A 25,920-nucleotide genomic window follows, 5' to 3' on the forward strand; every position below is an offset into this window, starting at 1 on the left:
AGAACAGTGCATAGAATCCCATGCACCGTTTATATTTTTAAGCTTTTGCATTAACTTCTTCATCCCATGCAGCATCTAGATCATCATCAAAATTTTCATCTGACTGTACTTGTTCTTTTCGCAGCAAGGCAGTTGTTACACCAATAAAGAAGGCTCCTACCGCAATGGAGAGAACATATAATGGCCAGTGATGTACTGTAAGCCATCCATAAAATCCACTAATAGGTGCTTCGTTTACCGTACCAATTCCTACTGCAAGTGCAGCAGCTAATGCAGAACCGATCACGTTGATTGGTATGACCTTCCCAGGTGATTCTACTGCAAAAGGGATTGCTCCTTCACTGATACCGACAAGACCCATAATGAGCGAAGAACGACCTGCTTCTCGTAACTCTCGATTGTACTTTCGTTTTGCAATAAGGGTGGCAATTCCCATTCCAAGCGGAGGAACGATAATCGCTACTTGAGCTGCTGTGTTTGGTTCAAATACTCCAGATGTCAGTAATGCCATTGCAGTGGTAACAGCAGCTTTGTTTACTGGTCCACCTAAGTCAAACCCAACCATAGCTCCAACAACCAATGCCATTAAGATTTTATTTCCTCCAGACATCCCTTTGAGCCAAGCTTCTAGCCAGTGATTTAGATCAGCAAGCGGGATACCTACAACATAATTAATCAATAATACCGAAATCAAAGTCCCAAAGACGGGGATAAGAAAAACCGGAACAATCGATGAAGCAACAGCTGGTAATTTTACATATTTTTTGATCAGGAGACAGGCATAACCAGCAATTAAACCTGCGACTAGTGCTCCTAGAAATCCTGATCCTAGATCTCTAGCAAGCAGTCCTGCAACTAAACCTGGAGCAATACCAAGCTTGTCCGAAATTGAAAACGCGATGAACGCTGCAATTGTCGGAAGCATCATACTGAGTGCTGATCCACCAAAACCATCCAAACTGTGGAGAAGTTTGATGAAACCGTTTGCATTTTGTGCATATGAAGCATCCCATATATCTTTTATTCCGTAAAAACTAGCACCTACACGAGCAAAAGCCATGATCACTGCTCCGGCGATTACAAGTGGAATCATATAAGATACACCTGTTAGTAAATGACGCTTCAATTCAGAACCTAGTGTTTTGATAGACATGGTAAACCCTCCCATTTATCTAGGTGATTATGATATTAGATTCAAAGCATCTTCAATTACTTTTTTTGCATCTTTAATTGGAGCACTAACAGCAACGTGATGTACTGTTTTCCCTTCAAAACGTTGATCTTCTCTTACTTTTGTATCCACTGCCATGATGACCACATCTGCAATTTCTAAATCTTTGGAAGTAATCTTATTCTCAATCCCAAGTGCGCCTTGTGTTTCCACTTTTATCAGATGCCCTAATGCTTTAGCACCCTTTTTCAATGCGGTTGCAGCCATAAATGTATGAGCAACTCCAGTAGCACAAGCAGTCACTGCAACAATTTTTTTACGCATCTGAACTCTCCACCTTTTGTTGTTTGGTCAATAATGAGATTAATTCTTCCATTGATTCAGAACGAATTAATTCTTTCACAAAACGTTCTTCCATTAGTAGCTCTGCTAGTTGTGCTAACATTCGCAAGTGCACATCGTTTTGATCTTCTTCTTTTACTGCTAACAAGAAAATCAAATCAACCGGTCTCTCATCCAGCGATTCCCATTCGACAGATGTCTCACATTTTCCAACAACCAGACATGTTTCCTTTACAGCAGCGGATTTTCCATGTGGAATAGCTACACCGTTTCCCACTCCCGTTGTTCCATCTGTTTCACGCTCTAACACAGCTGATTGATAAGCTTGCTTGTTTAATAATTTTCCATTTTTGTCTAGCAAATCAACCAGTTGACTTATAGCTTCTTGTTTTGTTTGTGCTCTCAAATGCATTTTTATGAGGTTTTTTTTAAATAACCGTTCTATATTCATAGCTGCTCTCATCCATTCACCTGAGATTTGATCTAGTCAGACCTGAAAGAAATTGTTCTAAGTTGTCTTCGTCTTGTGTGAGATCATAAAAAGCATCAAAAATGGTAGGTAATTGCTCCATTATTTCGGAACCCATAGCTAACAAAAAAACTGTCTTTACCTCTTGTCCATCCCAATCTACTGTTTTCTTTAACTTTGCTACTGCAATGACAGAACGCTTCACATAAAGAGGATCACCGTGTGGTGTTGCAAAACTCCCTATTGCAGTAGAAGCTACTGCTTCTCTTTTTAAAGCGCTTTCTATATATTCAGCAGTGGTATATCCTTGATGAACCAAAAAATTCCCCATTTGATGAATCACTTCTTCTTTCGTTGAGGCATCTAATTCCTCCCAAATGGCCTTAGGATCTATCAAGGCAAGAAACTTTTGCATCGCTTGTTTTCTCTCTGAATTTACTTGAATACTTTTAGCCGTTTTCTCAATCTGTTGAAACTCATCTTCCGTAAGTAAAGGTGAAATCTGCACGATTGGAATAGAATCTAATTCAATTGGAATAGTTGAAATGACAAGATCTACTTGATGATGTTCTTGTAAAGCTTTTGGCAAATCTGACATAGATACAATGGCAATAATTTTTAGAGCGGGTTGGAAATGCCTCCGTAATTTTGCTGCTAAAAATTGCGAACTCCCCACACCAGAACTACAGACTACAATTACTTGTAAAACGGGGTCCTTCTCTTTTAAACGCTCTAATGAAGCACCAAAATGCATAGCGATATAAGCAATTTCATTGCGGTCTACTGTTAAATTCCATTTCTTTTCTAAGATGGAACAAGCTGCGACGGCTGCTTCAAAGGAAATACGATATTGCTCATAAATTTTTCTGGTATAAGGATTATGAATCGGCATTTGATGCCTCAAACGATTAATTGCAGAGCGCATGTGGATTAACAATCCATTCAACAAAGATGGATCATCTGAAAAATTAATCTGAATCCGCTCGGAAGCAGCTTCAATCATCTCCATTACAATCGAGTGATAAGGTGAAATGGATGAATTAATGAAAACATCAGCTTGAATTTTAGCTCCTAATAAATGTATGGTCACATAATCTACTTCGGCTTCTGGAAAATGAATCGCATAATCGCTGGACAACTTCTTGATTAATTGAATCGCTATTTCATATTCTCGCTCTTGTTTTAACTCGGCTGACTCGCTTTGTTCAATAACGACTTGATTTCCTTCGCGAATACGACTGATTGCAATGGCAAGGTGAATGAGAAGAGCATGAAAAGCAAAATCTGAAAACCGATAGCCAAGTTCATTTTCACATTCTCGAATACGATTCTCTAAAATATCTAAATTAATATTTTGAAACAAATTTTTCATATTGGTATGACTATATGCCGTTTTCTCCCCTAACAATGAATCTTCTTCATCATGACCAGTTATAAGGGCAGAAAACAATTCTCGACGCATTTTTTCTGTACCTAAAAGATGCAAACCACGATTTGGCCGTTTCTCTAACTGTAGCCCATATAACTTGAGTTTTTTTTCTACTTCTGGGATGTCTCTCTCAATCGTTGCACGGCTTACAAAAAGTTCATCTGCAAACCAATTCATCGTTAGGTATTCGTTCGTTTCCAGCAGTCGCAGTATAATAAAATTTTGCCGTTCTTGTGCACTATTTGGAATCGAACTCCATGTTACAGGAAGCTCTCGCTGAATATTTAATTTGGCTTTATCATCTCCCTCGATCCATATGCCAACTTTGGGCTTACGCTTTAAAGTTAGACCATAATCTTGAATATAATCAGCAATAATGTCCAACTCTTTGGAGATGGTTCTTTCAGAAACCTTCACCTGTTTGGTTAATTCTTTCACTGTAGTATGGGGTCTGGATTGTAACAAACAATAAATAATTTGTTTGCCTCTATCAGAAAGTGTGTTCATGTATAACACCATCTTTGATTATATTGTAACGAACATTCTCCATTGGAAATACCACATGATGTATGGGATTCATTCCTGCAAAACAAGGTCATACTCTATAAGTATTATCCATATAAAAAAGATTAGTAACACGCTGGAGGAGTTGCGGCAATAATATCTAATTTTCCTTCCAAAATGAATTCTCCAAAGTCATAGGGGAGAATAAAATGATCTCCTTTTTTAACTGGATACCGTTCTTGCCCTTGTCTGAGCATCCCTTCACCCTTCACCACACTTGCTAATATATACTGATTATGTGCGGAAAGTTTTAGAGAATGATGTACCCCCCACTTATAAACAGAAAAAAAATCACCTTGTAACAAAGTCTGTACTCGTCCACCTGATTCGAAATTTGTTGTAATTGATGATTTTACATCTGGATTTGGAACTGTAATAACATCTAGCGCTTTTTGGAGGTGCAGCTCTCTAGTATGACCGTTTTGATCCATACGATCATAGTCATACAGCCGGTATGTCACATCTGAACTCTGCTGTACTTCTAATACAATTGTTCCAGCACATAATGCATGTATCGTCCCACTGGGCACATAGAAAAAGTCTCCAGGTTGAATGGGAATTTCTCGAATTAAACCTTTCCATTCTTTATTATTTATCATCTGCAATAAGTCAAACTTCGTTTTCGCATGGTGTCCATAAACCAACTTAGCATCATCTTCACAATCAATTACATACCAACACTCTGTTTTTCCTAAATCATTTTCTATTTTTTGAGCATATTCATTATCAGGATGCACTTGAATCGAAAGATCCTCATGTGCATCTAATATTTTCACTAAAAGCGGAAAATCTTTTATTTTTGGTGAACCAAATATTTCTTGATGGTTATCCCAGAGTTCGCGTAATGTTATTCCGCTAAATATCCCATTTCTCACTACATTACTCCCATGCAGATGAGCTGAAATTCCCCAGCATTCTCCTACCTTTGATGACTTTAGGGGATAATCAAAAAGTTTTGCTAACCTATGACCACCCCAAATCCTCTCTTGAAAAATCGGCTCTAGAAATATTGGTCGTAGACTCAACATACTCCCTTCTTCCTATTGGTGTGATAGTATCCTATATTTTGAAGTATAAAAGAGTTGATATAGGAGATTGTCAGCAAGAATAAAGGGATTAAAAACTGCAAATTGTTTTCTTTACATTTACCCCTCCTAATATTCGTTCTATAATCAAATGGGATTAAACAAAAACAGAAAGCCAAAACCCCTTGTATATCAAGGGAAATTGGCTTTTGTTTAGTAAGTGTCGATTCTACTTCCATAACTAATCCAGTATGATCATAGATTCAAGAAAAGGATAAAGGAGACTACTATTCCTGTAGCCTCCTTTATCCTTTTTACTAAATTACTTTCCTGATGATGGATGTTTATAGGTTACAAAGTTAGGTTCAGATCCATGGGGGATTCCCATATCCACTAACTTCTCATATAATTTACGTTTATCCGATGCCTGAATCACTACATAATCAGACTTTCCAACCGCAACTCCATTACTTGCACTTGTTCCTCCCAATACACCACCTTGAAACTGTTCTATATTTTTCTTAGGGATAGATTTATATAAGCTTGCTAGCGGTAAGAAGTTAGACGGCGGGATATCATAAGATAAATTATCCCCTATTGCGTTAGCAATTCCCGATACATCTGTAAGAGAACTGAAACTTCCTAATTTGGCTACAAGTTTTTCAATCACTTGTTGTTGACGAATATTTCGGCCATGGTCTCCATTTGGATCACTATGACGCTGACGTACATATGGAAGAGCACACTCCCCATTTAAGTGCATGGGACCTGTTTTAAACCTACAAACCCGATCAAAAGTACTTATATGAAAACTATAAGGAACATACACATCTACTCCACCAACTGCATTTACAAGATCAATAAATCCTTTAAAGTTGATATGAGCATAATAGTCAATAGCAACTCCTCCTAGAAAATTGGAAACGGTATCGAGCACATTCTGGGTGGGATCTACTTTTTTATTTGTAAGACCACCATAAGCATAGTTATAAGCAGCATTGATTTTCGTACGTACTCCGTTTGTATTTGCAATCGGTACAATCGTATCACGTGGAATATTTACGATAAGTGCTTTCTTCTTTTCTGGATTAACCACAAGCAGCATTAACACATCTGTACGTTCTCCAAATGCATCCGGGTTGTTCAGTTTCTTTTTATCTGAATCATAGTTATCTGTTCCCATAAGTAATAAAGTAAATGGCTTGTCCAACGTTACCGGAGCTGAACGATATTGTGATATAGGAGCATCTTTATATCCTTTTCCTAATGCATTCCAGAAAGTAAAAAAGATATAACAACCAATTCCAATTATAATAATCAAGAAGATAATCAGACTTCTAATGATCCATTTCTTTTTATTTTTCTTGTGCAATTTCTTCATACGGGAAGGTGTTCTTTTTTCAGTGGATGTACTTGCATACATGGGCTAGCCTTCTTTCGTTGTTTTCGAAATAAAGTGGATGTTAATCCTACTATTTTTATAATTTTTCTTTCAAAAATAGATACCTTTTGTATCTTGGTAAGAAATTGTAGAAATACGTTTGAACAAGATTCCTATTATTCATAATAAAGTTCCTTCAAAGAATCGTCTATCTATCACCATTTGAATATTTTGCGAATACTCTCCAGCACATCATCGCTGGTTTGGGAGCAAACGATTGTTCATGTGTTTAAATGAAAACACTAGACTATATTATAATAGAAAAAAAGAACGATTGATTAGCAAAATATTGGATTTGTTTTACAGAAAGGTAGATTAGTAATTAGTGACGATGTAAATTACATAGAAGCACTTTAGTAATTTCCTGCCATTAAAAAATGGCTGATGTATCGATATGATCATCAGCCATTTTCATTGTACCAAACACAAAAAACTTTCCAGTTGTTATTCATTCCTCTATTGATACTTCTGAAGACTTTCTGTTGTTTTTAAACCAAGTAATTTCGATATGCTGGGAAGATCCATACCATCATTTAAACATCGTTTGATAAATGTATTTCGTAAAGATTGGGCACTATGTTGAGCTTTTCCAAAGGCTTGAAAATACTTTTTCACAATGTAATGAAATGCTTGACGAGTCAACTGCTTGCCCTCTAAACCAGAAGGAAAAAGAAAGGAGGAAGGATTAGAAAGAGATATCCAATCTGACAATAAGTTAGTAAGAAAAGGAGTGAGTGAAAGATCCCTTACATCCCCATTGTCATCTTGTACTTTTAAAATTTGCGGTTTGGCTAAAAAATCATTTCTTTTTAATTGAATGACTTCTGATACTCGTAATCCTAAACACAGCATCACATATACCATGCAGATATTTCTCATTCTTTTCCATTCATTTTTTTCTTTCTCCACTTCTACTATCAAACATCGTTCTTCTTCGTCAGATAAAGATAAGACTGATTTGGACGAAGATAAAGTACGTGGTAAACCAATGGCTTTCATCGGATTGGTTTTGGAGTATCCTTCCAGTTCAATAAAACTCCAATACGTTTTCAACGCTGCTAATTTTTTATGGATGGTAGTAGGAGCTAGATTAAAACTTCCTAAATACGCTAACCACTTAATAATATGCACCATGGTAATTTGGCTTGGGCATACTAAATCATCGTACTCTTCTTGTATCCATAGCAAAAAGGAATTGACAACATGAAGATATTCATAAATTGTCCGTGATTTCTTATTTCGAAATAGCAACCATTCCGTAAATTCATTCATTAATACTTGATAGTTAATCCCATATGATCATACCTTTCTCTCCATGCTCGAATTCGTACCTTACTAATTATTACATATTCCCATTGGAAATGGGATTACCAAGTATCTTACATACACCCTGATTTATCCATCATTTTTTGTTTATTTGTTTAATAGAGAAAAAAATGACTACAAGATGCTTACAAATAGATTGCTTTTCTGTTACGAAATATAATGTTTTGTATGAATACATAAAATCTATTGATATTTTTTACCGAACTCGTATACTGGTGATTAGTATGATCAAAAGTTAGACACATCTTATTTCATTGGAAAGGTGAACAAATTGAAACCAAAAACACGCTTTATCCCGATTGCTACCGTATTTCTTGCATCTCTTCTTCTAGCTGCTTGTGGAAACCAAGATACAGCAGATAACAACAAAGTAGAGATTCCTACGTCTGATGTTTCCATTGTAGATGGAGATACCATCAAAGTGAAAATGAAGAAGAAAACGGAAACGGTTCGTCTATTATTAGTGGATGCACCAGAAATGAATGATCCAAAAGATGGAAAACAACCTTTCGCTGATGAAGCAACCACCTTTCTCACCCATTTGATTCAGTCATCCAAAACATTGACATTAGAAAAGGACACCTCTTCTCGAGATCCATATAAACGATTTTTAGCTTATGCTTATGTTGATGGAAAAAGCGTAGAGCAAACTCTATTAGAAAATGGATTGGTTCGTGTTTATCAAGATCCAAAAAACCACAAATACTTAGACACCTATAAACAAACAGAAACAAAGGCAAAGCAAAAGAAAATCGGAATCTGGTCATTGGATAACTATGTACAGTCCGATGGATTTCATCCAGAGTCTGTAAAATCCGACAAAATAAAAATTACAACTAACAAAAATGGATTTGTAGCAAGCTCAAACAGTGATGTTTATCATCCTGCTAGTTGTAAACAAGTAGTAGATACCATCAAGGAAGAAAATCGAATCTATTTTAAAACAGAAGAGGATGCTAAAACCAGTGGTCGTCACCGCAGTCAAGTACAAGATTGTTGGAACTAGAAATTCTTATTTTTTCTAGCAGCGGTGTCTCTACCATTAGGACAGATCAAAAATCGGGAGGAAATCGAATTGTTTAAAAAATTTATGGCTAGTCTCGGACAAGGTGGGGCGAAGGTAGATCTTGTACTTTATGAAGACCATTTTGCCCCCGGTGAAGAAGTAAAAGGAGAACTACACATCTATGGAGGAACAGTGGAGCAATCCATTGATAAAATTGACGTAAAGTTGGAGCTAGAAATACATGACCACGAGCATCATTTTCATCAAACGATAAGTAGAGTTCCATTTCATACGACTTTTGTGATTCACCCTAACGAACAAAAAACTTTTCCATTTGATTTCCGTCTTCCAAGCAATTTACCGATATCTGGGCATACTGTTTCTTACTTTTTTCAAACAGAATTAGATATCATAGGTGGGAAAGATCATACGGATCGTGATTTTATTTCTATCGTCCCTCCTCATGAATTGCAAAATGTGCTTACTGCACTACAAAATCTCGGTTTTCATGAGAAACATGAATCGCGCTCCTTTAATGGACAAGTTCAAGAATTCGAGCTTTATCCAACCAGTTATTTTCGAGGAGAAATCGAAGAAGTGGAATTTACGGTTGCCATTTTGCCAGATGGATTAGATTTACGGCTAGAAGTTGACCTATTATCCTATGGACATGAAAAAGAAGTCAAACATCGCGTATTTTTAGATCATCATTTACTCCACGACGCCTACCGATTGGAATCGTATTTTAAAGATTTGTTAGAAGAATTGGTTCATGCCTATGGATCTGGTTCTCATTCCAGTCATCATGACTACTATGAACATCACGAACATCATTATTACGATGATCATGAACATGGTCATCGCCATCATGGAAGCGGAGTTGGAGCCGCTGTAAGTGGGTTTGCTGCTGGAGCCATCGGTGGATATGTTCTATCTGAAATGTTAGACAATGACGATGATGATGACGTTGACGACGATAATGATATTGAAGATTTCTTCGAAGATGAAGAAGACTAAAAAAACGCCTACTAGGCGTTTTTGTCTTTTTCATTTGTTTTATAAATCTGTGTCCATTTTTGCTGACACTTCATACATAAGCGATTTCCTTTTAATCATCATCAGATTGAAAGAAAAGAAATACAAACTGTAACAATTCAGTCACAACGTATAATGCGGCCGCAACATAAGTAAGTGCTGCTGCACTTAGTACTTTATTCATTCCATGCTCTTCTTCTCTATGAATGAAACCATTACGGACAAGGATTTGTTTTGCTCGACTACTCGCATTAAATTCAACTGGTAATGTAATCGATTGAAAGGCAACAGCCACGGAGAAGAAAAGAATCCCTACAAGAAGTAAGCCAGACATTTTAAGGAAAATGCCTGCCAAAAGCAGGATAGGTGCAATTCCGGAAGTTATGTTCACTAATGGAAACATTCGATGTCTTATGGCTAGAGCTCCATAAGACTCTTTATGTTGAATCGCATGACCGCATTCATGTGCTGCTATTGAAATGGATGCGATGGAAGAACCTGCATATACACTTTCCGATAAGCGAACAGTACGAGCCGTTGGATCATAGTGATCTGTTAGCTGGCCATGAACCATCTCAACAGGAACTCCATGTAAACCGTTTTGATCTAGAATCCTTCTTGCAACTTCAGCTCCTGTTATTCCTGAATGCGTTAGATAGTTAGACCACTTGTTGAAATTCCCCTTCACCTTGAATTGTGCCCATATTGTAAGACCAAATGCTAGGATAGAAACGATATATAGAAGAATTGACATGTCAAACCTCCTGAAAGAAAAGCATCGATTTTGATCTTTTTAGGCAAAAAACCTTTTATTGTAAATCTATTATACGATACAGCATTGTTTTATTTATTGATAAAATGTTACTGAATTGTGAATGAACAAATCTATAAACTCACACAGTCAACAAGTATACCCATTACAGGAAGTGAAGGAGTTACTTTGAGTTATTTAAAATTAGATTGGATATTTTTGTTAATAAAAGAGTTATAATTATTATTTAATTTATTATTATAATCGTTTATAATTATCTACACAGTTTTTCATTCAGTTCACTACAACAAGATAGGTGATAGCGAATGAACATTCATCGCAATATTGAGAAAAATAAGACTGAATATACTCTAAATCAAGATCAACTCCACTATCCAAAAGAGATTGAAAACGACCTATTGAATTGCGGCCTCACAGAGAAAGAGCGGGTCGAAGTTCTCGCTACTGCTTGGGAATATGTCCGTTGCGGTGTCCCTGAGTTTACTAACTGGGAAAAGTACATCGCATTCGTCCGCTTAACAGCGCTGACAACTGTGGCAGAGTATCGGGGAGAGCTGGTAGATGTTGATCGGCTTCTTACACCTGGTGAATATGTACTAGGCTATCCAGTTCGCGAGTTGCTGGACACTCTATTCGCTGGAACTTCCGTATATGACACCATGTTACAAGAGTATGCCTCGTGTCTGCTTTTCATGGCGGAAAAGACGTTGGATCAGCAATCTGATCTCTGCAAGAAGTATATAGAAGCCATTGCCTCCTCTCCCTCTAGATACTTCAGGCTTCGAGACTGTGATGCCCAGGTAAGATTATTTATCGCTGCAGCCGTGGCCTGTAATGATCTAGATCCGGACTTCCAAGAAGTTGAATATCAAACAATGGCAGAAATCGGAATTACGCTGTACGATGCCGTCGCCTTCTATAAGCATAGAGCTGAGGCAGAAGTATCCAATCTATATGCTTATTGCGGACAAGACCTAGAATTTCGGCAAGAGGTCTACAAAATTGCACGCTCTACTCTATGGGCACTAGAGACTATGTGGTGCAAGACTGTCCAAGGAAGATGTGCGATTAATCTTCTAAAAAATCTCCCGCTCATTCACATGTCCATGCGTCGCTATCGATTTGTAGAGGATGGACTTACTATTGGCAAACCAGAAACTAGTGCTGTTGTTCGAGCTGCCCGAGATCATGTCAAGCTTTGGTACCGCAACGATGTAGATTTCAGCTCGCAAGGATTAACCAAACGCAGTATTGAGTCGGTAGATTACATGCTGTATCCAGAGTTGAAGGAAGCTCTTCAGATTCCGAGTAAAGAGATGTGTCAGAAGTGTACTCGACGTGAGATCTATGGAGGGATGTCAGAAGGTCAATTCGGAGGAGTCATTCTCTGTAATGACTGCCAGGAAGAATGGAGACAATACGTCCGTTCATCTAAACCGCGTCATATGAGTTGGTTAGGTTTTTAAGAGATTGTACCGACTACTTGTTCTACACCTCTCAAAGCAGTTATAGAAAAAATGGATATAACGAGCACCGCCATTTCCTAAATACTGTACTAAGCAATAAAAGGTCAACCCATGCAACAAAATTCAATAGTGCATAATTCCTCACATGGAGAGAAACAATTTTTGAATATGAGGCCGCTCGGATGAATCAAAAACCGGGTCCCCTCAATTAATGAACTAGTCTCCTTAAATAGCGACCTGAGATTCCTAATATACTTGCTAAGTTCCTTTTCTTAGCATTAGGGTATGTATCTAAATTAACACCTATAATATAATTTTCACAAAAATTATATTATGTTAAAATAAAATATTATCCATTCTAGAAATAGTAGGGGGAATTTGATGAAACGGTCTTATCTCAATCCATACCCTTTTTACAAAAAAATGCGTGACGATCGCCCTGTTTTCTACGATCCTGATTTTATGAGTGTAGTAGATATCAAAGGAGCTTGGCAGATTTTTCGCTATGATGATGTAAAAGAAGTAGCGAGAAATTATCGTACGTTTACCGTGGAATATATGCCAAAACAGGAAGATAATCCAATGAGTTATGGGATTAACTTTTCAGATCCTCCCTACCATAGCAAACTTCGTGCGCTGGTCTCTGATTCCTTTCATCCCAAAGCGATCGAGCGAATGCAGCCGTGGATCGAAAAACTGGTAGATTCCTTTTTAGATGAAGTCGCAGATCGAGGAAAAATGGAGACGCTTGAAGATTTAGCGATATCCGTTCCCATTCAAGTAATTGCAGAAATTTTAGGAGTTCCTTTTGAAGACAAAGAAAAATTTAAAGTTTGGTCCATCAATATCACCCAGAATCCCAATGAAGTAGAGGGAGGATTGGAGAAGTTTGTAGCGATTCAACAAGAGATGAGCGCTTACTTTTTAAATTTGATCGAACAGCGAAAACAAGATCCAAAGGAAGATCTGATCAGCACCTCCTTGTTCGCCGAAGTGGATGGAGAGAAATTGTCTATCCCAGAAGTGTTGGGTTTCTGTTTCTTCCTTTTAATCGCTGGCAACGAATCTACAACCAACTTGATTGCCAATACGTTATATGCTTTGACCCAGTTTCCAGATGTCCAAGCTCACTTGGACGCACATCCAGAAGATATTCCCAAGGCGATTGAGGAGTCGCTTCGCTACCGCTCTCCGCTTCAATCCACATACCGGATGGCCGCAGTGGATGTTGAGTTTCGGGGACAACAGATGAAGAAAGGGGACTTGGTCAACTTTTGGGTAGGCTCTGCCAATCACGATGAGACCGTTTTCCCCAATCCAGAAGTATTTGATATTCATCGTCCAAACCTAAATCATATCAGTTTTGGATATGGGATTCACCATTGTATTGGCGCACCTTTAGCACGGATGGAGGCAAAGGTCGTATTTGAAAAATTGCTAGGCAGGTTCAAAAATATTCGTCTCCAACCAGGAATCGAGTTACAGGCACAACCCAGTGATATGATGTATGCATTCCAAACATTGCCTGTGTTGTTTGATAAGAAATAAAACAATGTGGAAAACGTTGTTCTAGAAGTCGCCCTTTTAATATTGGGCGGCTTTTTTGGATTGACAAGTTAAAGCCTATAGTTGAACAATGAATTTCACTTGTTTCAATCTCTATAAAAATACAATATTGACAGACTTTATTTCTATCTTCGGTCTTATTGGACTGCTGTGTCTTGTTCCTTTAGACGTTTCAGTAGTTCTTGTAACGATGTCATCAAGCGACCCTGACGTTGACCTTCAGCAAGGGATAGACGCAAAGATTCCATGTTCTGTGCACGTACCTTACCGCCATGATGAAAGTGGTTGAATGCCTGATAATCTAATGGAAGCGCGTTCTTTTCCATAGTGAGGTGTACCCTTGCCATCATGCGTGGTCCCATGATCAAGGCCATCAACTTACCCAACAAGCCATTTTGCGGGAGTGCCAAAATTTCGCTTTGAGCGCGGATGGCTAGCTGCCAAAGTTCTTTATTCGCTACAACAGTCGAAACTTTAGACCAACCCGAAATATCAAATGCTGCATATGCAGGATAGGCCATACTGGAGTATAGATTCATCAACGACGGTCTTATCCAACCGCACCGCGAAACCTCGCAGCGATTGTAAATCTCAATAAACTGCTTTGCAACAACTTTGTTGTTGGATTCGATTTTGAAACCGATATTTTTCGAGGAATGCTTATAACAGATGTCAGCTTCAGCTATCTTAGTCGGATTCGTTGGTGGATTGATAGGCAAATCAGCCTTGGATTGATGGGTTAACCAGCCAGAAACCCCCCTATGTAGTCGGTCTTCTGGAATTTGCATGACCTTAAGGTAATACTCGCGAAGGCCAATCGCACTACCACACATAATAACAGAAGCCTTGGAAGCACGTGCTATATCACCGAGTTTACGAAGTGTAGCTGTACCTTCTGTTGTGCGGCTGCTATGTCCGTCAAGTGTGACGATGATAAACTGGAATTGTTTACCTGCCAGTTCAGCGACATTATCGATGACGCTGAACTCAGAAAAACTTTTCAGTGTAGCATCATCATAGCAATAAAGCTGTTGAGGAGAATGTAATATAGCTTTGCGTCCTTCTCGAACAAGGTAGGTAATAGCTACACCAGACAAATGGAGATGGTATCCGAGAGAAACTCCTACTGCACTTGCACCTACAATTAGGATATTAGGTTTGTTCATATTAGTTGTCATTTTTGAAACACACTCCTTGATAGATAAATTCATTTAATAAATAATAACAAAATTACGAAGAACTTAAATTTTGAATAATTCGCTGTAACATTGCTGATAACAGGGACATTTCCTGTTCGCTAAATCCTGACATCATCTGTTTCAGAAACTGTTCACTCGATTCTCTTAGGATTCCAACCTGTTGACAGCCTTTCTTTGTGATTTTAACAAGCGTGATTCGATTGTCCTTCGGACTGGTTCGGCGAATTACCATATTATCAGCTTCAAGCTGTTTTAGATGACGAGTAACGGCTGCATGGTTTATACCCATCAGTTTTTGCAGTTCAGTTTGGTTGACTTCTTGAGACTGATACACATGAAATAACAGTTGCATTCGGGACATGCTTACCCCAGAGCATTGAGCAAATGAATAATCCAACAGACGCTGAAGTTCTTGAATTTGTAGATAAGTTTTTTCAAAAGAAAATATGTCCATCATATAACTCCTTTTTGTATTTATATGAAAATCAATATGTGATGCATCAATATGTGATGCATCAATATTATACATATCAATATTTGATACGTCACAAATAATAACATAATTATAATTTTAATGCAATCTGATTCCAATCTGTGACTTTATTCTCTTCTGTGAGTATTAAACAAAACAAGTGAAATTAGTTGCATCTCTCGAAATGGCTGGATTCACACCCGTTCTGAGTTTTTTCTGTTCTACATTAAACAACGTCCCTACATAATATAAAATAGCAAGAATGACTAGGCTTCTATCCCTAATCACCCCTGCTATACCAAGGAGAAACATTAAATTTGCTAGATACCATCATTACCCTCTAGCTAAATATGTAAAATGTCAAAAGAGTATTACTGGATTTTTTCTCTTTACATTCATGACTAACCAAATCAAACAAGCTCCTCATCCATTTAAATGTGAGATATATTCAAATGCTGTTGTTCCATAAACGCTTTTGAAGTGCTTATTTAAATGGGTTAAATCAACAAAACCACATTCTGTTACTGCTGAATATATATCTCTATTTTTTTCTATTAACTGCTTTGCATATTCTATCTTGCAGTTAAGAAAGTATTGGTAGGGGGAAATTCCAGTATGAGCCTTGAATAAACGGATAAATTGGAATTTCGATAAATCAAGTTCTTTACATATCTCGTCAAGCTTAAGTACATTTTCTAAGTTGGTATGAAGCATATCCTTAGCTTTTCTAATTAGAACGTTATCTTTCTTATAATCTGTAGAAAAATTCGTTTGAATAAGGCTATCTGTAAGAGATAAAAGTAATTCACTGCACAAAGCCTCATCTTTTCCGCTTAATATTGCATTAGCAAGACTTAAAATTGTTTGTGCAAGTCTATCATTATACACAACAGGGGTTGAAAAACGCACGATATCTTTTTTCTCCATAACCTCTAAAAGCAATTCCGGTGCAATATATAACATAACATAATCTAGTCCAGACTCATCATGTGCCATTCCGTCGTGTGCCTGTTCTGGATTAAAAAACATAACTCCATTTCGATAGGATAATTGTAAACAGCCATCCAAGTTATAGTGTTGAATACCACGTAATGTTACACCTATTGCATATTCCTTATGAGAATGCTTTTTATACGTAAAACTAGTAATATTTGCTGATAAAGCAGTAATACCCGCTGATTTTTTATAGATAAATTTGTCCACATCATTCACCTCTTCATCAGCTTACTTACATCCATATCATAATTGCAGCATAAACTAAAAATAATGCCATTACAATATTAACCGTTTTTTTATGTTTCTGTAAAAAATTCTTGAAGATGGTACCGAAAAGCACCCAAGTTAGAAAGGCGGAAAATCCAATAAGAGTGATAGCTATTACACTTATTGTCACCGCAGGCATTGCGGAATAGTGGGGCATAATGAAGCTAGGAATGACAGTCATTGTAAACAGTACCACCTTTGGATTTAAAAACTGCATAAGAAAGCCTGACAGAAAGGTAGCCGTTTGATTTACGGCTGGTTTTGATGTATCCATTTTGTAAACCTGATAAGCGAGATAGAACATATATAAGCTTCCGATTATCTGCATAACCACTAAAATTTTAGGTATGATTGTTATAAGCATCGTATTTAATAAAACAGAAATAACAAGTAATAAACCAAAAGCGATAGTGGCTCCATACGTATATTTCATCGCTTTTTTTGTCCCAGAGCTATGAACGGTTGCTAATATGACAATATTAGTAGGCCCTGGTGTAAATGTAACAATAAAACAATATATGAAAAGAGATGTAATATCCATGACGAAAACTCCTTTTAAAGGTAATCTCATGGAAGTATACATCTTAAAATGAAATGGCATATAGTATATTATTGCAAGCTTATGCTTTGAGGTTAACTCTACAATTTTTGGATACTGATTGGTCATAACCCTGATTTCCTTACGCTAAGCGGGAAACCAAAGTTTTTTTCCATACTAATGGACCTTGTTCACCTTCATGATGAGGTCTTAAAGCTCCTGATCGACCCCCTTCTCACACACCTACTTTCACTTCGATATTTGGTATATATAGAAGATCAGCAATCGAGATAAAAAAGTTCAAAGGATTTAATGAAATGCAAAGATCCTTGAAATGAACCTCAAGGATCTTTGTCATTACAACGATTGGGAAACATTCTGTTCTTTTTGTCCAAAAGGAATTTTTGTAAGTATTTTGTTTCCTAGTTGTAATCTATATACAAGGAACGCAGAAACTGTCCCCACTAAAATGCCTCCTACTACATCGGTCGGATAATGATGCCCTACATAAATACGAGAAAAACCAATTAGTAAAGCAAGCATCACAAGTGGAGTACCTAATTTGCGGTTATAGTTCCAAAGTGCTAGAGCAATTGCTACTGCTCCAGTAGTGTGATCACTTGGAAATGATGAATCCGCTACATGTGATAGTAATAAATGCACATGATGAGTTACAAAAGGACGCGGGTGAAAGTAGACCAAACCAATCAAAAAATTAATCCCCATCGCCAACGAAGCTGTTATAAATCCATCCACAGCCGCTAATCTGCTAGATGAGCGAAATGCCAGTATTAGCAGAATCATCATATATAAATAAGGACCATAGGAAGTTAATGCTTCAAAAAAATGATCCCACCAAGCATGTTGTCCCGCAAAACCGTTAATCCATTGAAAAAGTTGATAATCCAAGGTGTTTCCTCCTTCTTTTCATTACTACATGAATAAAAGACTGTTTCTAGAAACGAAAGTTCATTTTTTATCCTGTTAAATTACGGATCATCAAAAAAAAGACTATCAGCATATTTTGGATCATGTTGGTAGTCAGTAGAAACACCTATTATCGCTTAGGTCATTACAATATTTGCTATTGATCGAGCAAGAAAGGGTATTAGAAACTGTTGACCTAATAGTTGGAGCTGATTGTGTTCTTTGACAACCCTTCTTATTTTTATTGTGTGCAATAATCTAACTTTGTTTTATGCTTGTTCAGCGATAATAACTGCATCCAAGATCTAACACTTATACGGCTATATCTGTTTCTATGATAGGTTTAGTGATTTGCATATAAAAAGAATCAAAGTCCTGAAACAACCCATGCATGTGTTCATCATATCCTGCTGTGACCGTCGAAAACAAAAATGGACTTCTGTTGGAATGTAACAGAAATCCATCTTAATTACCCGATTAAAATACAATTGTTTCAGGAGAAACACCCTTGGCTTTTGATACATATTTAAAAATTGATATTAAAAAGTTTGTGCCAGATCTTTTGCTCGTTTCACAGCATTATCTTTAATTTCTTCAGCTTTGTATGGAGCTGCCATATGTCCTTCTATAAATAAGCCTTCTACTGACGAAATTCCAAAGAAATTCATCATGAGATTAAGATAACGATGCCCCATTTCTAAGTCAGCTGCTGGTCCTTCTGCATAGACACCACCGCGAGCTTGGATATGAAGAACTTTTTTATCTGTTAAAAGTCCAATAGGTCCCTGTTCTGTGTACTTAAATGTCTTACCTGCAACAGCGAGAGCATCTACATAGGCTTTCAATACTGGAGGAAATGATAAGTTCCATAAAGGGGTAACAAATACATATTTATCAGCTTTTAAAAATTGGTCATTCAATTCGGCAAGACGACTTACTTTTGCTTCCTCTTCAACTGAAAGCTCTTCAAAGTTGGTTCTGGATCGAAGTTTTTCCCAGCCATTGAGTACATCTGCATCGATTTGCGGTATATTTTCTTTAAATAGATCGACATGAACAACTTCATCATGAGGATTTACTTCTCTATATGAATCAATAAATGTTTTTCCAACTGCCATACTATAAGACTGTATTTCGTCATAAGGATGTGCAGTAATATATAATATTTTTGTCATTATTAATTAACTCCTTTTATAAAACGAATGATATTAGATCCATCCAAAAACATTTGCCATCTAAACAACGCGCGTTGTTTATTTATGATAAGATAGAGAAGAACTACTAGCAACCATCAAAATAGCTAATTTGTGGTTTACACAACACTTCTATTGTGTTGTCGTTTTTATTATGTATCCTGAAAAGGAGAAAAAAGATTATGACAAAAATAGATCCGCGAATACTTCGAACAAGACAATTGATTGTAGACGCTTTTGTTTTGTTAGCTGGTGAAAAAGATTTCAACCAGATAACCGTACGTGATATCACGGAAAAAGCTACAATTAATCGAGCCACATTTTATGCACATTTTACGGATAAATTTGATCTGCTGGATTCTACCATTACCAATCCATTCATTGACAAATTGAAATTAAGACTACATCCTCACCATGTTTTCAATGAGGATGTGATTAGAAATATCTTTCTATCCATGTGTGAATATCACACAGAGTTAAGCTATCTGTGTCCAAGAGGTTATCAATCACTGGGGGTTTTGATAGAAAGGAAAATAAAAGAGGAGTTACAAAAACTGATATTTGATCTTTTGCTTAAAGGATCTAGTTTGGTTGATGATAGGGAAATATTAAAAACGATATCAATCATGATAAGTTGGAGTATATATGGAGCTGCGTACACTTGGAATAACGATGGACGGATTATTTCAGCGGAAGAGTTAGTTACCAAGACGATTCCTGTACTTACAAATGGAATAAGAAAATACTTTGATAACATACTCAGCTAAATTCTCCGCATTACCGCTATTTGTGACACGGTTCACCATATCATCTCTGAGGCGCAATTTTTAGGGATTAACATTTTTCAAACCCTTCCTATTTAGAATTACTATTTTAAAATAGATTCATATCGGTTATAATGCCGTCCTACTTCTTTTACAGCATGTGCATCGGAACCAAAAACAAAAGGAATCCCTAGCTTTTGAGCTCTCTTTACAATCCATTCGGATGGATAAGGTTCCAAGCAATATTTCTTATCTAATCCAGTTGCATTGAAATCCAGTGCTATATCTTTCTGTTTTAGTAATAATAAAATTCCTTGTATCTCTTTCTCTGTTTCTTCTGTAACTGATGTTCGACCTTGGATATAGTGTTGGAATTTTTGACACAGGGAGAGGTGACCTATTTGGGAAGGTTGGATCTGAAGGATAGCCTCTTTGATCGTTTCATAGTAAACCTGCTGTACGGATTGAAAATCCCCATGGTGTAAAACAACATTTTTTTCCAATTCCTCAGGAGTATAATCTACACAGCGCCATCCACCTACTCCTTTGAGGAAATGTACAGATAGAACAGTCTCTTCTATATAACCTTGATATTCGTGGAGTAGATTTCGCGTCCAATCGATATATTCAGGTAAATAATCGAGTTCAAACCCTACTCGTATCTCAATCTGGTCTTTATATTTTCGTTTTAACTGATGCATTTCTTTTATATAGTCATCAAGCTCTGTTTCTTGCATGGCAAAATATTGAACCAATTCTTTCTCATATGGCAAAACTTCACAGAAAGGACGAGGCAGTGGAGCGTGTTCCGTTAAAACGTATCGATCAAATCCTAATTCAATTGCTTTTTCAATAAATTTTGCTGTCTCTTCTCCAGAACCATGTGGACAAAAGTGAGTATGGGTATGCCCGTCTACTTTCATCTTCATCCCTCCCATTTATTTTCTCTTTTCTTAGCAATCATGAAATCACTTATCTCGGACGACCCCTTCTAGCAATAACTGCGTTTCTTCTTACCATGCTGACTATCATCATGACAGCTGAATGAATTACTTAATATTAACATGATAAAATATCCTGATTATGAAAATTGCTACTATATACAAAATGTCATTGTATTTTACGCTTGATTTATATATTATGGTCACGTTAATCCTGATAAAAGGACAAGGTGATATTATGAAAAAACTTGGAATTATATTCACATCTCTCGCACTTATTTTCCTGATCATCACTGGGTGTTCCCCCACAAAATCAAACAATGATACCCATAAGAAATCAGTGAAAATCGAAAAAGAAACGCCTCTTACAGTATTGAAAAAAAACCAAAAAGTATTGAAAACCATTAAAGGATTTAAGTATAGCAGTACAACACAAGAAAAAACCATGGATAGCTCTTATAACAATACAGAAATTGGAGAAGAACAATTCAATCCTGAAACCTCTCATTTTACAAACTCTGCAAAAGATGAATATTATTATGACAAACAAACTATCTATACAAAGAAAGCTGATCAATGGTCCAAAAAGCAAAACACGGATGGAAGAGTACTAGTAAGTAATATCTTTCCAACTCAAGTCGATTTCCTTGTCAAATATTTAGGAACCAAAGATCAAGCACCTGGTATTACTCTTAGCAAAACAGGCAACGAGTATGTTGTTACACTGGATATGATGACTGTTAAGAATCTTGATATGACTGATGCAGAATTCACCGAATTTAAGAAGAGAAACCTCTCTGGTAAAACAGAATTAACGATTGATGCAGATACATTTAAACCAAAAAAATATGTATACCAATTGAATACGAGAAATGGGGAAAAACGGAATGTAGAAATGACGCTTACTCCTTATAACACACCTGTTACGATTCCTGCAAATATCGTAAAAAGTGCTCATTCTGTTCAATAATAAAGAGTTTGATACGATCCCCAAATCGTAGACAGTAAAAATTTGTATAATCAGATTAAGGAAATAACGTTTATCCAGCGTTTTTCTTTTTATATTCACATCAATAGATGACCTAGTCTTTTAATGGGACAACAGATAATACTCGGATAAAGCTATCACAAGAAAAACAATTTACAGCTCAGAAGCCTCAAGCAAAAGATTAAGTCTAGAAAATAACGATAATATAGGAATTGGCAATAGAATTTTTTAATGATAGTACAAGTCTATGATTTACGAATGGTTGCCATCCCCAGTGTGGAACTGTATGGTTTCCTCACTCCGTTTAAATAAACAACAACATAGAAACCACATGACCTCTATGCACTTAGAGATCATGTGGTTTTTTACTAGAGGAGTAAAAAGTTATTTGGAGTAATATGATATTTTCTACTGTTAATAAAAGTAATACAATGAGCCAATCGCTCTACCCCTAGTTTAATTTGACTTTCGTTTACTTGAGAAATGCTTAATCGAAGGAGATTTTCCTTTTTATATTCTGGTAAAAACATTCTAGAGGCATCATCAATATATACATGCTGCTCGTTCAGCATATGAACTACCTGTTTTGCTGTCATATTCTCGGGCAGACTGATGGATAGAAAAAATCCTGAAGTCGGTTTAGAAATATGAGTGTTAGCCGGTAGTAATAATTCACATGCTTCTTGAATGATTTGCATTTTAGTGCGATATACCTCTTTTATTTTTTTAAGATGACTATTAAACATACCACTTTTTAAATAGATTTCTAGTGCGCCTTGTGAGAGTGCTGAACTATTAAAGTCCGAACTAAATTTATATCGTAAAAAATTGTTAATCATGATTGCAGGAAGAACGAGTGTAGCAATCCTTAATCCTGGTAGAAAAATTTTCGAAAAGCTTTTAATATAAATCACTCTCCCAGAAGGGGCAAATGAAAATAAAGGATCTGATTTTGAATTTGGATCAAGGTCTCCTAAAAAATCATCTTCCACTATATATACATCGTATTTTTCAGCTAACTCAACGATTTTTTTCTTTTCACTATTTGTATAGGAATGACCAAGTGGATTGTGAAATCTCGGGATAATATAGAAAAATTTTATATCATTATTTCGAAAAATGTATTCCAGACGATCAAGATCAATGCCTTCCATCGATAACTCAATTCCAAAAGTATTAACTTGTTGTAATTTGATGGATTCAAGAAATCCAAAATAAGTGGGCTGCTCCATTAGAATATTGTTTTTTCCATTTGGAAAGGGCATAGAAACTAATAAATGGAGGGCTTGTTGAGAGCCTGAAACAATAACTACTCTTTCAAGTTGAGTGAATACCTGTAAATTTTGCAAATATTTCACTAGTTGTACTCGTAATGAGTACAGTCCTTGTTGATCAGAGTATGTAAAAAGCTCTTCTTTATATTGTTCAATTGCTTGATTTATACAATGTTGAAATTCAACATAAGGCATAACATTTTTATCTGGACCAGCAGACAAGAAATCAATCACGTCATTTTCATTTGTCGGATTTTGAAATTCATTCACTACAAAGTAACCACTTTTAGGAACAGAATAAATGAAATGCTCTTTTTCTAATTCTTCGTATGCTTTAATGACTGTATTTTTGCTACATGAAAAATGCTCAGATAGCTGACGAACAGAAGGAAGTTTACTTCCTGCAATAAGTGTCCTATCTTCTAGCCGATGCTTAATCTCTTCCATTATCTCTATATATTTGGTGCTCATACATTTATCCCCCTTTAACTGTCATGGTACAGACAACTAAAAGAATGGTTTATTTTTTTATATGTACCTTTTAATATTTTAATTATAACAGAACTGTACTTTAATAAAAATCAAAAATGGTACAGATGTGATACAAAAAGAAAAGATAGGGGCAGGATGGGATGAAGAGAGAAACCAGAGAGAAATACGGATTATTGTTGGGATTACTTGGTGTTATGTGTTTTAGCTTAACACTCCCAGCTACAAGTATTGCAATAGAGTATTTTGGGACTACGGTCGTCGGTTTAGGAAGAACAGTTGTTGCTGCTATTTTCGTGGCAGTGGTATTGATTGTTCGAAAAGAAAAGCTGCCTTCTCCCCGCCATTTTAAAAGTTTGTTTCTTGTTGCAGTTGGTGCAGTTTTAGGATTTCCTCTTCTTACTTCTTGGGCAATGGAATCCTTGCCTGTTTCTCATGGAGCTGTGGAAGTGGCGCTGTTGCCATTAGCAACAGCCGGATTTGCTATGTTTAGAGCAAAAGAAATTCCTTCTCTCAAATTTTGGATCTCAAGTTTAATTGGCTCTGTAGCTGTTATTATTTATGCCCTTCACCTTGGATTCGGTCAACTGCAATTTGCTGATATAGCTATACTAGCAGCAGTGATTATACTTGGACTGAGTTATGCAGAAGGCGGGAGACTATCGAAAGAAATAGGCAGCTGGCAAGTGATTGCTTGGGCCATTTTAATCGGTGCGCCATTTTTCATTATTCCAGTTGGGCTAAACCTTACAACTGAAATGTTCCATGCCCCAATACATGCTTGGGTTAGTTTTATTTATCTCGCAGTGATTAGTCAATTTTTAGCATATGTTGCTTGGTACAGTGGAATGTCTATGGGGGGAATAGCAAGAGTTAGTCAGATTCAATACTTACAACCATTTTTAATGATTCTATTTGCAACAGTATTTCTAAATGAATCCATCACATTGTTCACTCTTGTAATTGCAGTGATTGTAGTCTTTTCTGTTATATTAGGCAAAAATGCTCCCATATCAAAAAAAGGATCTGTGTCAGAGAAAAACTAACTGTATGTTCAAAGGATTGTGAAGGAACCTAGCGACTGTTCACTTTAATAAGGTCTCTAAGACAATCTTCCAGAACAGTTCAAGGGCATTCTATTTCCTCTGAAAACTTCTGAGTAAATTACTGTCCCAAAAGCAATTCATAACATCTACGGAAACGGGTGTGCTTGAAGTCGTGATGTTCATGTTTCTCCTCGTTTAGACAATCCCATTATCGTTATCAAGTGGTTCCTCTACTCTGAATTCACACGAAAAACGGCTTCCATCGAATTGAGGGCAGCCGTTTTTTCAAATGATTAAGATCCTAGCTGACATTACACTGCTGTTAAAATGAGCGGCTTATCTTTGGTAATGACAATCGTATGCTCAAACTGTGCGGAGTAGTGATTGTCCGGCAGCAGCAGCCCCCAACCGTCAGCGCTCTCTTCTACAAATTCAGCTCCATCCGATACAAAGGTTTCCACAGCGAGCACCAGTCCGTTCGTGAGCAGCCTGTTGTCTCGCGGATCATAGTAATTCAGAATGCTGTCCGGCATCTCATGCAGTTCGCGGCCAATTCCATGTCCGGACAAATTGCGGATCACGGTGAATCCGTCCTTGTGAGCTTCGTTTTGAATCGCCCGTCCGATACCGCTGATCTTTGCACCCGCCCTGGCCTTCTGAAGCCCCCGATGCAGCGCGCGGAGCGAGCTCTGACACAGCTTTTCCTTATGCCGCGAACAGGTTCCTACCACTATCGTTGCCCCGGTGTCAGCATAATATCCCCCCAGTTCCGCCGACACATCAATATTAACGACGTCCCCTTCCTCTAGTACCCGAGGACCTGGAATGCCATGCGCAGCCACCTCATTTACGGAGATGCAGGTTGTTCCCGGAAAACCGTAGGTGATAGCAGGCGCGGAGATTGCTCCATGCTCATCCAGCACCCTTTTTCCGATATGGTCGAGCTCTGCCGTTGTGACTCCCGCCCGGACAAAGGACAGCATCTCTTCGCGAGCCATTGCAACAATACGGCCGATCCTCTGCAGAGCGATAAGATCATGTTCTGATTCGATGGTCAAGTTTTAAACCTCCAGTATTTGCAATACAACACACTTTTAATTCCAGTATACTCGAAAAAGAAATGCGTGATCAAAGATGTGACCAAACATTAATAGTCTAGGTTACAATCATATATATTCTTATTAACTCTTATTTTCTTTCTTCCCTATCTCACC

The 25,920-nt window shown here is 37.1% G+C and carries 24 protein-coding genes; 7 read left to right on the forward strand and 17 right to left on the reverse strand.

Going from position 1 to position 25,920, the window contains the following annotated elements:
• Positions 1 to 37: 37 nt before the first annotated feature.
• The 7 genes from AC5WOF_RS14570 to AC5WOF_RS14600 all read right to left on the reverse strand — a co-directional run bounded on the left by AC5WOF_RS14570 (position 38) and on the right by AC5WOF_RS14600 (position 7,713).
• Positions 38 to 1,153 (reverse strand): PTS fructose transporter subunit IIC, encoded by a 1,116-nt coding sequence (locus tag AC5WOF_RS14570; RefSeq protein ID WP_496050670.1) that lies wholly within the window; start codon positions 1,151 to 1,153, stop codon positions 38 to 40.
• A 27-nt stretch (positions 1,154 to 1,180) separates the two neighbouring features.
• The gene (locus AC5WOF_RS14575; RefSeq protein ID WP_496050671.1) at positions 1,181 to 1,495 is read right to left on the reverse strand and encodes a PTS fructose transporter subunit IIB; all 315 of its coding nucleotides are present in this window, start codon (positions 1,493 to 1,495) and stop codon (positions 1,181 to 1,183) included.
• Entirely contained in the window at positions 1,488 to 1,976 is a 489-nt protein-coding gene (locus tag AC5WOF_RS14580; protein WP_496050672.1) for a PTS sugar transporter subunit IIA, read from the reverse strand. The genes AC5WOF_RS14575 and AC5WOF_RS14580 overlap by 8 nt, the downstream gene beginning before the upstream one ends.
• A gap of 4 nt (positions 1,977 to 1,980) precedes the next feature.
• Complete coding sequence (locus AC5WOF_RS14585) at positions 1,981 to 3,918, reverse strand: BglG family transcription antiterminator (RefSeq protein ID WP_496050673.1); 1,938 nt, start codon at positions 3,916 to 3,918, stop codon at positions 1,981 to 1,983.
• A gap of 122 nt (positions 3,919 to 4,040) precedes the next feature.
• The gene (manA, locus tag AC5WOF_RS14590) at positions 4,041 to 5,003 is read right to left on the reverse strand and encodes a mannose-6-phosphate isomerase, class I (protein WP_496050674.1); all 963 of its coding nucleotides are present in this window, start codon (positions 5,001 to 5,003) and stop codon (positions 4,041 to 4,043) included.
• Between the two features lie 319 nt (positions 5,004 to 5,322).
• Positions 5,323 to 6,423 (reverse strand): LCP family protein, encoded by a 1,101-nt coding sequence (locus tag AC5WOF_RS14595; protein ID WP_496050675.1) that lies wholly within the window; start codon positions 6,421 to 6,423, stop codon positions 5,323 to 5,325.
• A gap of 474 nt (positions 6,424 to 6,897) precedes the next feature.
• Positions 6,898 to 7,713: a tyrosine-type recombinase/integrase gene (locus AC5WOF_RS14600; RefSeq protein ID WP_496050676.1), complete on the reverse strand. Its 816-nt coding sequence runs from the start codon at positions 7,711 to 7,713 to the stop codon at positions 6,898 to 6,900.
• Between the two features lie 325 nt (positions 7,714 to 8,038).
• Between AC5WOF_RS14600 and AC5WOF_RS14605 the strand changes: the two genes are divergently transcribed.
• Entirely contained in the window at positions 8,039 to 8,773 is a 735-nt protein-coding gene (locus AC5WOF_RS14605; protein ID WP_496050677.1) for a thermonuclease family protein, read from the forward strand.
• Positions 8,774 to 8,842: 69 nt separating this feature from the next.
• Positions 8,843 to 9,790, forward strand: a complete 948-nt coding sequence (locus AC5WOF_RS14610) for a sporulation protein (RefSeq protein WP_496050678.1) — start codon at positions 8,843 to 8,845, stop codon at positions 9,788 to 9,790.
• Between the two features lie 91 nt (positions 9,791 to 9,881).
• On the opposite strand, the gene AC5WOF_RS14615 is transcribed toward AC5WOF_RS14610, so the two are convergent.
• Entirely contained in the window at positions 9,882 to 10,562 is a 681-nt protein-coding gene (locus AC5WOF_RS14615) for a zinc metallopeptidase (RefSeq protein WP_496050679.1), read from the reverse strand.
• A 323-nt stretch (positions 10,563 to 10,885) separates the two neighbouring features.
• Between AC5WOF_RS14615 and AC5WOF_RS14620 the strand changes: the two genes are divergently transcribed.
• Together AC5WOF_RS14620 and AC5WOF_RS14625 are read left to right on the forward strand one after the other, a co-directional pair.
• On the forward strand, positions 10,886 to 12,046 hold the full coding sequence (locus AC5WOF_RS14620; RefSeq protein ID WP_496050680.1) for a hypothetical protein: 1,161 nt from the start codon (positions 10,886 to 10,888) through the stop codon (positions 12,044 to 12,046).
• 381 nt (positions 12,047 to 12,427) lie between these two features.
• Entirely contained in the window at positions 12,428 to 13,594 is a 1,167-nt protein-coding gene (locus tag AC5WOF_RS14625; RefSeq protein WP_496050681.1) for a cytochrome P450, read from the forward strand.
• Positions 13,595 to 13,749: 155 nt separating this feature from the next.
• On the opposite strand, the gene AC5WOF_RS14630 is transcribed toward AC5WOF_RS14625, so the two are convergent.
• The 6 genes from AC5WOF_RS14630 to AC5WOF_RS14655 all read right to left on the reverse strand — a co-directional run bounded on the left by AC5WOF_RS14630 (position 13,750) and on the right by AC5WOF_RS14655 (position 19,186).
• Positions 13,750 to 14,790 (reverse strand): hypothetical protein, encoded by a 1,041-nt coding sequence (locus AC5WOF_RS14630; RefSeq protein ID WP_496050682.1) that lies wholly within the window; start codon positions 14,788 to 14,790, stop codon positions 13,750 to 13,752.
• Between the two features lie 52 nt (positions 14,791 to 14,842).
• Entirely contained in the window at positions 14,843 to 15,265 is a 423-nt protein-coding gene (locus AC5WOF_RS14635) for a MarR family winged helix-turn-helix transcriptional regulator (RefSeq protein ID WP_496050683.1), read from the reverse strand.
• 441 nt (positions 15,266 to 15,706) lie between these two features.
• Positions 15,707 to 16,486 (reverse strand): helix-turn-helix domain-containing protein, encoded by a 780-nt coding sequence (locus tag AC5WOF_RS14640; RefSeq protein WP_496050684.1) that lies wholly within the window; start codon positions 16,484 to 16,486, stop codon positions 15,707 to 15,709.
• Between the two features lie 25 nt (positions 16,487 to 16,511).
• Positions 16,512 to 17,087, reverse strand: coding sequence for a LysE family translocator (locus AC5WOF_RS14645; RefSeq protein WP_496050685.1), 576 nt, complete (start codon positions 17,085 to 17,087; stop codon positions 16,512 to 16,514).
• Positions 17,088 to 17,441: 354 nt separating this feature from the next.
• Positions 17,442 to 17,993: an undecaprenyl-diphosphatase gene (locus AC5WOF_RS14650; protein ID WP_496050686.1), complete on the reverse strand. Its 552-nt coding sequence runs from the start codon at positions 17,991 to 17,993 to the stop codon at positions 17,442 to 17,444.
• A gap of 557 nt (positions 17,994 to 18,550) precedes the next feature.
• Positions 18,551 to 19,186 carry an FMN-dependent NADH-azoreductase gene (locus AC5WOF_RS14655; protein WP_496050687.1) on the reverse strand — a complete coding sequence of 212 codons (636 nt, stop codon included), beginning with the start codon at positions 19,184 to 19,186 and terminating at the stop codon, positions 18,551 to 18,553.
• A gap of 200 nt (positions 19,187 to 19,386) precedes the next feature.
• Between AC5WOF_RS14655 and AC5WOF_RS14660 the strand changes: the two genes are divergently transcribed.
• On the forward strand, positions 19,387 to 19,971 hold the full coding sequence (locus AC5WOF_RS14660) for a TetR/AcrR family transcriptional regulator (protein WP_496050688.1): 585 nt from the start codon (positions 19,387 to 19,389) through the stop codon (positions 19,969 to 19,971).
• 101 nt (positions 19,972 to 20,072) lie between these two features.
• Here AC5WOF_RS14660 and hisJ read toward each other — a convergent pair whose 3' ends face one another.
• Positions 20,073 to 20,891: a histidinol-phosphatase HisJ gene (hisJ, locus tag AC5WOF_RS14665; RefSeq protein ID WP_496050689.1), complete on the reverse strand. Its 819-nt coding sequence runs from the start codon at positions 20,889 to 20,891 to the stop codon at positions 20,073 to 20,075.
• Positions 20,892 to 21,147: 256 nt separating this feature from the next.
• On the opposite strand from hisJ, the gene AC5WOF_RS14670 reads away from it, so the two are divergent.
• On the forward strand, positions 21,148 to 21,879 hold the full coding sequence (locus AC5WOF_RS14670; protein ID WP_496050690.1) for a hypothetical protein: 732 nt from the start codon (positions 21,148 to 21,150) through the stop codon (positions 21,877 to 21,879).
• Positions 21,880 to 22,265: 386 nt separating this feature from the next.
• Here AC5WOF_RS14670 and AC5WOF_RS14675 read toward each other — a convergent pair whose 3' ends face one another.
• Positions 22,266 to 23,642 carry an aminotransferase-like domain-containing protein gene (locus AC5WOF_RS14675; RefSeq protein ID WP_496050691.1) on the reverse strand — a complete coding sequence of 459 codons (1,377 nt, stop codon included), beginning with the start codon at positions 23,640 to 23,642 and terminating at the stop codon, positions 22,266 to 22,268.
• Positions 23,643 to 23,803: 161 nt separating this feature from the next.
• Here AC5WOF_RS14675 and AC5WOF_RS14680 point away from each other — a divergent pair, with 161 nt between their 5' ends.
• Entirely contained in the window at positions 23,804 to 24,706 is a 903-nt protein-coding gene (locus AC5WOF_RS14680; protein WP_496050692.1) for a DMT family transporter, read from the forward strand.
• A 311-nt stretch (positions 24,707 to 25,017) separates the two neighbouring features.
• Here the strand turns inward: AC5WOF_RS14680 and map are convergent, their stop codons facing one another.
• Complete coding sequence (gene map, locus AC5WOF_RS14685; protein ID WP_496050693.1) at positions 25,018 to 25,764, reverse strand: type I methionyl aminopeptidase; 747 nt, start codon at positions 25,762 to 25,764, stop codon at positions 25,018 to 25,020.
• Positions 25,765 to 25,920: the final 156 nt, after the last annotated feature.

The organism is Shimazuella sp. NTD250 (assembly GCF_059510375.1).

What these genes read in the sequence shown, in the direction of transcription:
- AC5WOF_RS14670 (WP_496050690.1), top strand. Translation starts at nt 21,148, where the DNA reads ATGAAAAAACTTGGAATTATATTCACATCTCTCGCACTTATTTTCCTG.
- AC5WOF_RS14580 (WP_496050672.1), bottom strand. Translation starts at nt 1,976, where the DNA reads ATGAGAGCAGCTATGAATATAGAACGGTTATTTAAAAAAAACCTCATA.
- AC5WOF_RS14595 (WP_496050675.1), bottom strand. Translation starts at nt 6,423, where the DNA reads ATGTATGCAAGTACATCCACTGAAAAAAGAACACCTTCCCGTATGAAG.
- manA (WP_496050674.1), bottom strand. Translation starts at nt 5,003, where the DNA reads ATGTTGAGTCTACGACCAATATTTCTAGAGCCGATTTTTCAAGAGAGG.
- AC5WOF_RS14680 (WP_496050692.1), top strand. Translation starts at nt 23,804, where the DNA reads ATGAAGAGAGAAACCAGAGAGAAATACGGATTATTGTTGGGATTACTT.
- AC5WOF_RS14575 (WP_496050671.1), bottom strand. Translation starts at nt 1,495, where the DNA reads ATGCGTAAAAAAATTGTTGCAGTGACTGCTTGTGCTACTGGAGTTGCT.
- AC5WOF_RS14600 (WP_496050676.1), bottom strand. Translation starts at nt 7,713, where the DNA reads ATGAATGAATTTACGGAATGGTTGCTATTTCGAAATAAGAAATCACGG.
- AC5WOF_RS14630 (WP_496050682.1), bottom strand. Translation starts at nt 14,790, where the DNA reads ATGACAACTAATATGAACAAACCTAATATCCTAATTGTAGGTGCAAGT.
- AC5WOF_RS14570 (WP_496050670.1), bottom strand. Translation starts at nt 1,153, where the DNA reads ATGTCTATCAAAACACTAGGTTCTGAATTGAAGCGTCATTTACTAACA.
- AC5WOF_RS14625 (WP_496050681.1), top strand. Translation starts at nt 12,428, where the DNA reads ATGAAACGGTCTTATCTCAATCCATACCCTTTTTACAAAAAAATGCGT.
- AC5WOF_RS14620 (WP_496050680.1), top strand. Translation starts at nt 10,886, where the DNA reads ATGAACATTCATCGCAATATTGAGAAAAATAAGACTGAATATACTCTA.
- AC5WOF_RS14585 (WP_496050673.1), bottom strand. Translation starts at nt 3,918, where the DNA reads ATGAACACACTTTCTGATAGAGGCAAACAAATTATTTATTGTTTGTTA.
- hisJ (WP_496050689.1), bottom strand. Translation starts at nt 20,891, where the DNA reads ATGAAAGTAGACGGGCATACCCATACTCACTTTTGTCCACATGGTTCT.
- AC5WOF_RS14660 (WP_496050688.1), top strand. Translation starts at nt 19,387, where the DNA reads ATGACAAAAATAGATCCGCGAATACTTCGAACAAGACAATTGATTGTA.
- AC5WOF_RS14655 (WP_496050687.1), bottom strand. Translation starts at nt 19,186, where the DNA reads ATGACAAAAATATTATATATTACTGCACATCCTTATGACGAAATACAG.
- AC5WOF_RS14675 (WP_496050691.1), bottom strand. Translation starts at nt 23,642, where the DNA reads ATGAGCACCAAATATATAGAGATAATGGAAGAGATTAAGCATCGGCTA.
- AC5WOF_RS14645 (WP_496050685.1), bottom strand. Translation starts at nt 17,087, where the DNA reads ATGGATATTACATCTCTTTTCATATATTGTTTTATTGTTACATTTACA.
- AC5WOF_RS14635 (WP_496050683.1), bottom strand. Translation starts at nt 15,265, where the DNA reads ATGGACATATTTTCTTTTGAAAAAACTTATCTACAAATTCAAGAACTT.
- AC5WOF_RS14615 (WP_496050679.1), bottom strand. Translation starts at nt 10,562, where the DNA reads ATGTCAATTCTTCTATATATCGTTTCTATCCTAGCATTTGGTCTTACA.